Source organism: Mesorhizobium sp. M7A.T.Ca.US.000.02.2.1 (assembly GCF_003996995.1).
GTDB lineage: Bacteria > Pseudomonadota > Alphaproteobacteria > Rhizobiales > Rhizobiaceae > Mesorhizobium.
Genome location: NZ_RZTT01000237.1, coordinates 1 through 9465, shown reverse-complemented (window position 1 = coordinate 9465; position 9465 = coordinate 1). Strand labels below are relative to the sequence as shown.

Sequence of the window (9465 nt, the reverse complement as noted above, 5' to 3'; positions counted from 1 at the left end):
GGCATGGGCCGCGATCGAGGTGGCAAACTGTGCAAGCAGGCCAACGGCAAACAGAAAGAGCATTCGCATCGGTCTTCACCCCCGTGATCGTCTCAATCCCCTAGCACGCCGAAATCAAAACGTCGTGCGGTGCGAAAGCCGATGCATCCAATCGGCCCGTCATTTGTTATGGTCGGCAGTCCCAATGGAGAACCACCATGACCGACACCAGCAAAATTCGCGAGCATATGGAAGTCGTCGGCGCCGACGGCGTGCATGTCGGCACTGTCGACAAGGTCGATAGCCAGCGCATCAAGCTGACCAAGGCCGATAGCGGCGAGGGCGCTCACAAGGGCCATCATCACTATATTCCCCTGAGCCTGATTGCCGAAGTCGACGGCAAGAAGGTCTGGCTGTCGGCGAATTCCGATGTCGCGGTGACGTTCGAGGAAGAAAAGTCCGATCGGGTCTGATTGATCGCTTCACCTCAGGCGTGACGACCAGACCGGAAACAGATCGTTTTCGGCAGGGGTTGCCGCATAGACGCCGCGACTGATGGCGCGCGCCATGGTGGCGCCGGCGGCGGCGTAGAGATCGATTGCCGCATCGGCGGAGAGTTCGATACCGCTCGTGCCGGTCGCCAGCGCGAACACAAGGTCGCCATCGGCCGGTGTGTGCGTCGGCCATATCGCGCGCACGAACCCGTCATGCGCCGATATCGCCAGGCGCTTGGCGGCAGCTTTTGTGAGCACCGCATCGGTGGCAATGACGGCGATGGTGGTGTTGCCGCCGGTCTCCATCTGCCTGCCAACATGCTTGTCGCGGTGTTTCAAAAGAATCCGTTTCGCATCGGCCGGCATCGGCGAGGGGTAACCAAGCCCGCCGAATTCGTCGCCGATTTCGAATGGTGCCGCCCAGAAATGGCGGGTTCGGCCTGTTGTCACCGAACCGGTCGGGTTGACGGCGGCCAGCGCACCGACGGTGACGCCGCTATCCAGCAGCGTCGAGGCGGAGCCGAGGCCGCCTTTTAGCCCCGAGGTCAGCGCGCCGGTGCCGGCCCCAATCGTGCCAAGCTGGAAATCGGCGGTGGCGGGTTGCGCGGCTTCATAGCCAAGCTCGCGGTAGGGCGGATAACGGCCCCAATCCTTGTCGCCGCCATTGCGCAGGTCGAACAGGATCGCCGACGGCACGATCGGCACGCGAAAGCCACCGACCTCCAGGCCGATGCCGCGTTCGCGCAATGCCGCCTGCACGCCGGACGCCGCGTCGAGGCCGAAAGCCGAACCGCCTGAAAGCACGACGGCGTGCACCACATCGACGGAATTGTGCGGTTCGAGCAGGTCTGTCTCGCGGGTGCCCGGTGCGCCGCCCAGGATCTGAACGCCGGCCACTGTCGGCGTGTCGCAAAGCACGGTCGTGACGCCGGACTTCAGGCTGGCGTCGGACGCATTGCCGACGCGCAGGCCGGCAACGTCGGTGATCAGGTTGCGTGGGCCGGTGCGAAACATCAGTTGCGTTCCAAGGGCGCGAAGCGCGTGCCGTCGAAACGGAAGACGCGGTAGGGACTCTGGCTGAGGTCGCCTTTTGCATCAAAGCGGATCGGCCCGATCGCCGTGGTGAAATCCTGTCCGGTCAGGGCCTCCGTCAGCGGCTTGCCCGAGCTTTCGGACAAGCCTGATGCTGCCTTGGCGATTTCGACCGCCGCAAAGGCCGGCAGCGCATAGCCGTCAGGCACGATCTTCTTAGCGTCAAATGCCGCCAGCACTTTTGGATCGGCGACATCGGCCCATTCCGGCGGTGCGATCATCAGCGTGCCCACGGCATAGGGTACATCGCCCGGCGGTGTGCGGAGATTTTCGCCGCCGGCAAAGACGATACCCGCCTGAAGCTGTGCGGCATCGCGGCCCATGATGGCGATGTCGTCGCCGTCGCCACCGGCAAAGACATGCGTCGCGCCGGCCTTCTTCAGCCGGCCGATCATGCCGATCTGGTTGTCGAGCTGTGGCCGGAACGTGTCGACGAATACCGGTTTCAGCGCTGCCTGTTCGGCCGCTGCCCGCAACGTCTCGGCGATCTCACGTCCGTAGATGGTGCCGTCGTCGATAATGGCGAACAGCTCGTTCTGCCACAGATGGGTAAGGGCAGACGCGATGGCGTTGCGCTCATCGTCGCCGCGTGGCCCGAGGCGATAGACCGGCCAGCCGGTCTTGGCGCGGCGGTCGGTCAGGCTTTCGGTCCGCACGCCAATGGTGATAACCGGAATGCCGGCGTCCTTCAGGATCGGCATCGCCGCCTCGATCGCCTCGGTGCAGAGAAAGCCGACCACGACATTGACCTTGGCAGCGGCGAATTCTCTGGCAGCAGTAGCGCCACCATCGGCGGTGCAGGCATCATCCACGGTCTTCAGTTCGATGCCGTTCGCTTCGGCCGCCAGGCCGGTACCGGCCTCGATCTGCTTGCCGAGAATGGCAGATGGTCCCGATAGCGGTGCCGCGACGCCGACGAGCAGCGTCTGGGCATCCGCGGCACTGGCCAGAAACAGCCAGAACAGCGCCGCTATTGTTCTTGTCCTGGGTCGCATTCGAGCGATGGGTCCCTCCGTGCCGGCTCTATGCTCCTGGCACTATTGCCGCCAAGACCTAAAGGCTGCCCGGCCTTGGTGCAACACGGGAATTTCGGGATATGGCTCAAGCACTTCGCTTGTGGCGGGCTATATCTGGCCATATATGTCGGTAGGATCCTGACCATGGAAAAAATACGGTGCTGAAGAAGAACGACATTGGGCCGCAGGCCTATCGCGACGCGATGAGCCACTTTGCCGGCCACGTCCATGTGGTCACCACCGACGGGCCGGCCGGCAAGCGCGGCACGACGGTGATCGCCGCCTGTTCGGTGTCGGACACGCCGCCGACCATCCTGGTCTGTCTCAACCGCGAAAATGCCAAGAATGAGCTGTTCGTGAAAAACGGCAGGTTTGCCCTGAACACGCTGGCCTCGCACCAGGAGCCGCTGTCGGTCGGCTTTTCCGGCATCACCGGCCTGCCGGTCGAGGAACGTTTCGCGCTTGGCGAATGGGATGTGATCTCCACCGGCGCGCCGACGCTGAAAGGCGCGCTTGCCGTGTTCGACTGCGAATTGATCGACACCAAGGATCTGGCCACCCATCGTGTGCTTTTTGGCAAGGTGACAGGTCTGCGTATGGGCGATAATTTGCGGCCGCTGATCTACCACGCCCGCGGCTACCACGTTCTGGACAGCGGAGCGGCGGCGTTCACGGAGAAAGAATGACCGAGCTGAAACCGCGCGCCGCGCCACGGACGATCGACGAGACGCTCGATCTCCTGACCGGTGCGGACTATGTGGCGGACAGGTCGCTGGCGACCGTGCTGTTCCTGTCGTTGCGTATGAAGCGGCCGCTGTTCCTCGAGGGCGAGGCCGGCGTCGGCAAGACCGAGATCGCCAAGGTGTTGGCACAGGCGCTCGGTCGCCGGCTGATCCGCCTGCAGTGCTATGAAGGCCTCGACGTTTCGTCCGCCGTCTATGAGTGGAACTACGCCGCGCAGATGATCGAGATCCGCATGGAGGAGGCGGCCGGCAAGGTCGAGCGCTCCGCCATGGAGCGCAACGTCTTTTCCGAAAAATACCTGATCCGCCGCCCGGTGCTCGATGCGCTGACCGGACAGACGGGCGCTGCCCCGGTTTTCCTGATCGATGAGCTCGACCGTACCGACGAGGCGTTCGAAGCCTTCCTGCTCGAAATCCTGTCCGACTTCCAGGTGACGGTGCCCGAACTCGGCACCATCAAGGCGGAAGAGCCGCCGATCGTCATCATCACCACCAACCGAACCCGCGAAATCCACGATGCGCTGAAGCGGCGCTGCCTCTATCACTGGGTCGACTATCCCAACGCCGAGCGCGAACTCGAGATCGTGCGCCGTAAGGTGCCGCAGGCCAACCAGCGGCTTTCGGCCGAAGTGGTCTCCTTCATCCAGAAGCTGCGCCAGATCGAATTGTTCAAGGTGCCTGGCGTCGCCGAAACCATCGACTGGGCCGGCGCGCTGACCGAACTCGACAAGGTGGCGCTCGATCCGGAAACCGTCTCCGACACGATCGGCGTGCTGTTGAAATACCAGGACGACATTGCCCGCATCGAACAGGGCGAAGGCCGGCGCATCCTCAACGAGGTGAAGGCTGAGCTTTCGGCGGCGGAGTAGGCGATGCCGCGCCCCGAACCGAAAGAGGCCATGCCGCACGGGCGGATTGCCGACAACATCGTCTATTTTGCCCGCACCTTGCGCAAATCAGGCATGCGGGTCGGGCCGGCCTCGGTCAAGGACGCAATCGAGGCGGTGCTGGTTGCCGGCATCGGTTCGCGCGATGATTTCTACTGGACGCTGCACGCCGTGCTGGTGTCCAGGCATGAGGATCACGCCACTTTCGACGAAGCTTTCCGGCTGTTCTGGAAGTCGCGCGAACTGATCGAAAAAATGCTGGCTATGTTTTCGCCGGTGGCACCCGACACCAGGGAAAAGCAGAAGCCGCGCGCCGCTGAAAACCGGGTCAGCCAGGCGATGTTCGAGGGCCACCAGAAGAACCAGCCGCCACAGGAAATTCCCGAGATCGAGGTCGACGCCCGCTTCACTTTTTCCGGCAACGAGGTGCTGCGGGCCAAGGATTTTGCCCAGATGAACGCCGCCGAGATGGCCGACGCCAAGAAGGCGATCGCCGAACTGCGGCTGCCTTTCGACATGGTGCGAACCCGGCGCTTCAAGGCCGATGCGCATGGCCGCCGCATCGATCCGCGAGCCATGATGCGTTCGGCCGCGCGCACCGGCGGCGAACTGATCCTGCCGAAATTCCGCTCAGCCCGCGAAGTTCATCCGCCTTTGGTGGTTCTGGCCGACATTTCAGGCTCGATGAGCCAGTACACGCGCATCTTCCTGCATTTCTTGCATGCACTGACGGAAAAAAGGCGTCGCGTGCACACCTTCGTCTTCGGTACCAGACTGACCAATCTGACCCGGCAGATGCGCCACCGCGATCCCGATGCAGCACTTGCCCACTGTTCTGCGGCGGTCAAGGACTGGTCGGGCGGCACCCGCATCGGCGACACACTTGCCGAGTTCAACCTGATATGGTCGCGGCGCGTGCTGGGGCAGGGGGCGGTCGTGCTTCTGATCACCGACGGGTTGGAGCGCGACGATGTCGACGGCCTGTCGGAGGAAATGGAGCGCCTGCACAAATCCTGCCGGCGGCTGATCTGGCTGAACCCGTTGCTGCGCTTTGACGGTTTTCAGGCGCGCGCCCGTGGCGTCAAGGCGATGCTGCCGCATGTCGACGAGTTCCGCTCGGTGCACAATCTCGATGCGCTCGCCGATCTCTGCGCGTCATTGGACAAGAAGTCGGCACAATCCGTCGATCCGCGCCGATGGCTGGACGCTGGCGCGAGGCACGCCGCATAACCATATCTTTCCCACCCGGAAAACAGATCCCGAGAAAAACAGACTTCTGGAGAAACGGTCATGGAAAACAGCATTTATCTGGATGAGGCCCGCGACCCGCTGATCATCGCGGAGGGCTGGATGAAGGACGGCAAGGAGGTGGCCATAGCGACAGTGGTCGAGACCTGGGGATCGGCGCCCCGACCTGTAGGCAGCCATCTGGTCATCGACGCCGACGGCGATTTCCACGGCTCCGTCTCGGGCGGCTGCGTCGAAGGCGCTGTGGTCAGTGAGGCCATCGACGTCATCGACAGCGGCAAGGCCAGGATGCTGGAGTTCGGTGTTGCCGATGAAACCGCATGGCAGGTCGGCTTGTCCTGTGGCGGCCGCATCAAGGTGTACGTGGAAAGACTGGGCTGATCTCGGATGGATCCCTACGCCTTAAAAATTTTGAACGCCGAACGACGAGCTCGCCGTGCGGCGATCCTGGTCACCGATCTCGGTGACGGCCGCGACCGCATCGTGCGCGAAGGCGATCAGGTCGCCGGCGATCTTGGCGCCGCGATCGCCAGGGCGTTCCGCACAGGCAACTCCGGTTCGGTCGAGGCAGAGGGGCGAACCTTCTTTCTCAATGCGCATTTGCCGCAGCCGCGTCTGGTCGTGATTGGCGCTGTCCATATCAGCCAGGCGCTGGCGCCGATGGCGAAGATCGCCGGCTATCCCGTGGAGATCATCGACCCCCGCACCGCTTTCGCCACGCCGGACCGCTTTCCCGATGTGGCGCTTCATGCCGAATGGCCGGAGGATGTGCTGAAGCGCCAGCCGCTTGACAGCTACACCGCACTTGCCGCCGTCACCCATGATCCGAAGGTCGATGATTTCGCGCTGAAGGCCGCGCTCGACGCCAACTGTTTCTATGTCGGGGCGCTCGGTAGCAGGAAGACGCATGCCAAGCGGGTCGAACGCCTGCTGGCGCTGGGCGCGAGCGCCGATCAGATCGCCCGTATCCATGCGCCGATCGGGCTCGACATTGGTGCTGCCAGCCCGGCCGAGATCGCCGTTGCCGTTCTCGCACAGGCCATCAACGCCTTCCGCTCGCGAGGTCTCGATGCCAAGGGCGCTGCGGCGTGAAATTCGGCCCGATCCCGATCGAGACGGCGGAAGGCGCGGTGCTGGCGCACTCCACCACCGCTGGTGAACGCCGCTTCCGCAAGGCGCACAGGCTCAGCGCCGAAGATGTGGCGCTGCTGCGGGCCGCCGGTGTTTCCGAGGTCGTTGCGGCTGTTCTGGCTGAGGACGACCTCAGCGAGGATGCCGCCGCGCAAACGATTGTCGAGAGCATGGCCTTTCGCGGGATCGAAGCCAGGCCTGCCGCGACCGGGCGGGTCAACCTCCATGCCAAGGCGCCGGGCATCTTCACGGTCGATGCCGCTATCATCGACGCCATCAATGCCATCGATCCCGCCATCACCATTGCGACGCTGGCGCAGCATGCGCCGGTCGAGAAAGGCCAGATGGTCGCGACCGTGAAGATCATTCCCTTCGCGGTCAGTTCAGCGCTGGTCGGCGCTGCGACAGAAATCTGCGCCGCGGGCGAGATATTTGCCGTCAATGCCTACCGGCCCGTGCGTGTCGGCGTCATCCAGACGGTTCTGCCGGGCATCAAGCCTTCCGTGCTCGACAAGACGCTGCGCGTCACCGAAGCGCGGCTGGCGCGCACCGGGGGCAGGCTGACTGCGGAGCGCCGCACGCCGCATGAGGTCGCGCCAGTGGCGGAGGCCGCGGTCTCCCTGGCGCGCGACAACGACATGGTGGTGATCTTCGGCGCTTCGGCGATGAGCGATTTCGCCGATGTCATTCCCGCGGCGATCGAGAGGGCGGGTGGTGCAGTCATCCGCGCGGGCATGCCGGTCGATCCCGGCAATCTGCTGGTGCTCGGAACGCTCGGCGGCAAGCACGTCATCGGCGCGCCCGGCTGCGCCCGCAGCCCCAAGGAGAATGGTTTCGACTGGGTGCTGGACCGGTTGATCGCTGGCCTCGACGTGACGGCCAGGGATATTGCCGCCATGGGGGTCGGCGGGCTGCTGATGGAAATCCCGACACGGCCGCAGCCGCGCGAACCGCTGCCGGCCAAAAGCCAGCTCAAGGTCGGCATCGTGCTGCTGGCCGCTGGCCGCTCAAGCCGCATGGGCGGGCCGAACAAGCTTTTGGCGCTGTTCGACGGCAAGCCGCTGGTGCGCCGCACCGCCGAGCGGGCGCTCGGCTCGAAGGCGTCCAGCACTGTCGTCGTCACCGGCCACCAGCGCGAGCGGGTGCGCGCTGCGCTGGCGGGCCTCGACGTGACCTTCGCCTACAATCCCGATTTTGCCGAGGGCCTGTCCACCTCGCTGAAAGCCGGCATCGCCTATCTGCCGGAAGATTCCGCCGGCGTGATGATCGTTCTCGGTGACATGCCCGATATCACGTCCGATGATCTCGACAGACTGATCGATGCTTTCCGCAAGGCCGGCGGCAATGCGGTGGTCCGCGCCTCGCATGACGGCAAGCGCGGCAACCCTGTGCTTTTGCCGCGCTCGCTGTTTCCGGCGATCGCCCATCTCGAAGGCGACACAGGCGCGCGCCATCTGGTTGAGACGGAAGGGCTCGATGTCATCGATGTCGAGATCGGCGCGGCGGCGTCAGTCGATGTCGACACACGCGAGGCGCTGGAAGGCGCCGGCGGCGTGCTGCAGGATTGACAAACCCAAGCCGAATTACGCATGCCTTGGACATGGCTATTCGTACCGTCGCACCCCCCTCTGGCCTGCCGCGCTTTCCTAACAGCAATGCTTTTCTTGTTTTCTTCGGTCGCCAGCGCCGACACTCTGTCCTTAAAACCCTTCAAGGACGATCTGTTCGCCTATCCAGCCACGCTGTCGTCCGACACCAATGGCGCCTATACCGTCATCGACTACCGCGAGATGCGCGATATCAACCAGCGTGACCAGGTGCCGGAGCGCCGGGTGAACGCCCAATACACCGACACCGGCGTCCGCAAGATGCAGCAGGATCTGTTGCTGAAAACCGATGCCGGCGATGTCAGGCATGTCGCCGCAGGCAAGACCGAGGGCGCCGGCATCATCGTGCTTTATCTGCACGGGCAGGGCGGCAGCCGCAAGCAGGGTGTCGACGACTTCACCTTCGGCGGCAATTTTAACCGGCTCAAGAACCTGATGGCCGGCAATGGCGGCCTCTACCTCAGCCCGGATTTCACCGATTTCGGCGACAAGGGAGCGGCGCAGGTGGAGGCGCTGATCGGTCATTATGCCGAACAGTCGCCAGGCGCGAAGATCTTCGTCGCCTGCGGCTCGATGGGCGGCGCGCTGTGCTGGAAGCTGGCCGCGCGCAAGGACACGGGCGGACGCATCAATGGCCTGCTGCTGCTCGGTTCGCTGTGGGATGAGAGCTTTTTCACCAGCCCGGCCTTCAAGCGCCGCGTGCCGGTCTTCTTCGGCCAGGGCAGCCACGACGTGGTCTACCCCGTGGCAAAGCAGGAGGCGTTCTTTCGCTCGATCCTGGCCAAATCGAAGACCTATCCGACCCGCTTCGTCCGCTTCGAGACAGGCACCCATGGCACCCCGATCCGCATGACCGACTGGCGCGGCACGCTCAACTGGATGCTGTCGATGGCGCCCTGATCGACGCAGCCTGCAAGCTCGTGTGACGCTCAGGGCGCGGTGTTATAGTCGACAACCGTCTCCGGATTTTGCTCGCCGTCATAGGACGCATCGACGTCATACTGGACCAGCGAAAAATTGCCGTTGCGGAACAGATACGTCCCTGCGTCGGACGCATCGCCGATGCCGCGCCACTTGTTGAATGTTGTGATCGTGTGGGCAGCCTCGTCATAGTCGGAATTGACCGCCCAGCCGGACGTCTGGAAACCGACGATACTCATGCCCAGCAATTTGCCGTTGCTGTCATTGTTCTCGTAGCGGATGTCCATCTTGGGCTCGGCGAACTGCAATTGCTGCACGCCCGATATCTCGTCGGTCATATAGTAGAC

Annotated in this window: 10 protein-coding genes and 1 pseudogene; 8 read left to right on the top strand and 3 right to left on the bottom strand. The window is 63.7% G+C overall.

Going from position 1 to position 9465, the window contains the following annotated elements:
• Window positions 1-197: 197 nt before the first annotated feature.
• Window positions 198-452, top strand: a complete 255-nt coding sequence (locus EOD15_RS21200; RefSeq protein WP_127321102.1) for a DUF2171 domain-containing protein — start codon at window positions 198-200, stop codon at window positions 450-452.
• Between the two features lie 9 nt (window positions 453-461).
• On the opposite strand, the gene EOD15_RS21195 is transcribed toward EOD15_RS21200, so the two are convergent.
• Both EOD15_RS21195 and EOD15_RS21190 read right to left on the bottom strand, forming a co-directional pair.
• Window positions 462-1487, bottom strand: coding sequence for a P1 family peptidase (locus tag EOD15_RS21195; RefSeq protein ID WP_127408800.1), 1026 nt, complete (start codon window positions 1485-1487; stop codon window positions 462-464).
• Window positions 1487-2560 carry a branched-chain amino acid ABC transporter substrate-binding protein gene (locus EOD15_RS21190; RefSeq protein WP_127321104.1) on the bottom strand — a complete coding sequence of 358 codons (1074 nt, stop codon included), beginning with the start codon at window positions 2558-2560 and terminating at the stop codon, window positions 1487-1489. Before EOD15_RS21190 ends, EOD15_RS21195 begins: the two co-directional genes overlap by 1 nt.
• Window positions 2561-2739: 179 nt before the next feature.
• Between EOD15_RS21190 and EOD15_RS21185 the strand changes: the two genes are divergently transcribed.
• The 7 genes from EOD15_RS21185 (at window position 2740) to EOD15_RS21155 (ending at window position 9097) form a co-directional block, all read left to right on the top strand.
• Entirely contained in the window at window positions 2740-3267 is a 528-nt protein-coding gene (locus tag EOD15_RS21185; RefSeq protein ID WP_095791541.1) for a flavin reductase, read from the top strand.
• On the top strand, window positions 3264-4193 hold the full coding sequence (locus EOD15_RS21180) for a MoxR family ATPase (protein ID WP_127321105.1): 930 nt from the start codon (window positions 3264-3266) through the stop codon (window positions 4191-4193). Before EOD15_RS21185 ends, EOD15_RS21180 begins: the two co-directional genes overlap by 4 nt.
• Before the next feature lie 3 nt (window positions 4194-4196).
• Window positions 4197-5441 carry a VWA domain-containing protein gene (locus EOD15_RS21175; protein WP_127408799.1) on the top strand — a complete coding sequence of 415 codons (1245 nt, stop codon included), beginning with the start codon at window positions 4197-4199 and terminating at the stop codon, window positions 5439-5441.
• A gap of 60 nt (window positions 5442-5501) precedes the next feature.
• The gene (locus EOD15_RS21170; RefSeq protein WP_127322830.1) at window positions 5502-5840 is read left to right on the top strand and encodes an XdhC family protein; all 339 of its coding nucleotides are present in this window, start codon (window positions 5502-5504) and stop codon (window positions 5838-5840) included.
• A 6-nt stretch (window positions 5841-5846) separates the two neighbouring features.
• Window positions 5847-6551 carry an XdhC family protein gene (locus tag EOD15_RS21165; RefSeq protein ID WP_127322829.1) on the top strand — a complete coding sequence of 235 codons (705 nt, stop codon included), beginning with the start codon at window positions 5847-5849 and terminating at the stop codon, window positions 6549-6551.
• Window positions 6548-8158, top strand: a complete 1611-nt coding sequence (locus EOD15_RS21160) for a molybdopterin-binding/glycosyltransferase family 2 protein (RefSeq protein WP_127322828.1) — start codon at window positions 6548-6550, stop codon at window positions 8156-8158. The genes EOD15_RS21165 and EOD15_RS21160 overlap by 4 nt, the downstream gene beginning before the upstream one ends.
• A gap of 87 nt (window positions 8159-8245) precedes the next feature.
• The gene (locus EOD15_RS21155; protein WP_127321616.1) at window positions 8246-9097 is read left to right on the top strand and encodes an alpha/beta hydrolase; all 852 of its coding nucleotides are present in this window, start codon (window positions 8246-8248) and stop codon (window positions 9095-9097) included.
• Window positions 9098-9126: 29 nt separating this feature from the next.
• On the opposite strand, the pseudogene EOD15_RS21150 reads toward EOD15_RS21155, so the two are convergent.
• Window positions 9127-9465 (bottom strand): annotated as a pseudogene (locus EOD15_RS21150) (DUF1176 domain-containing protein); the annotation flags it as partial.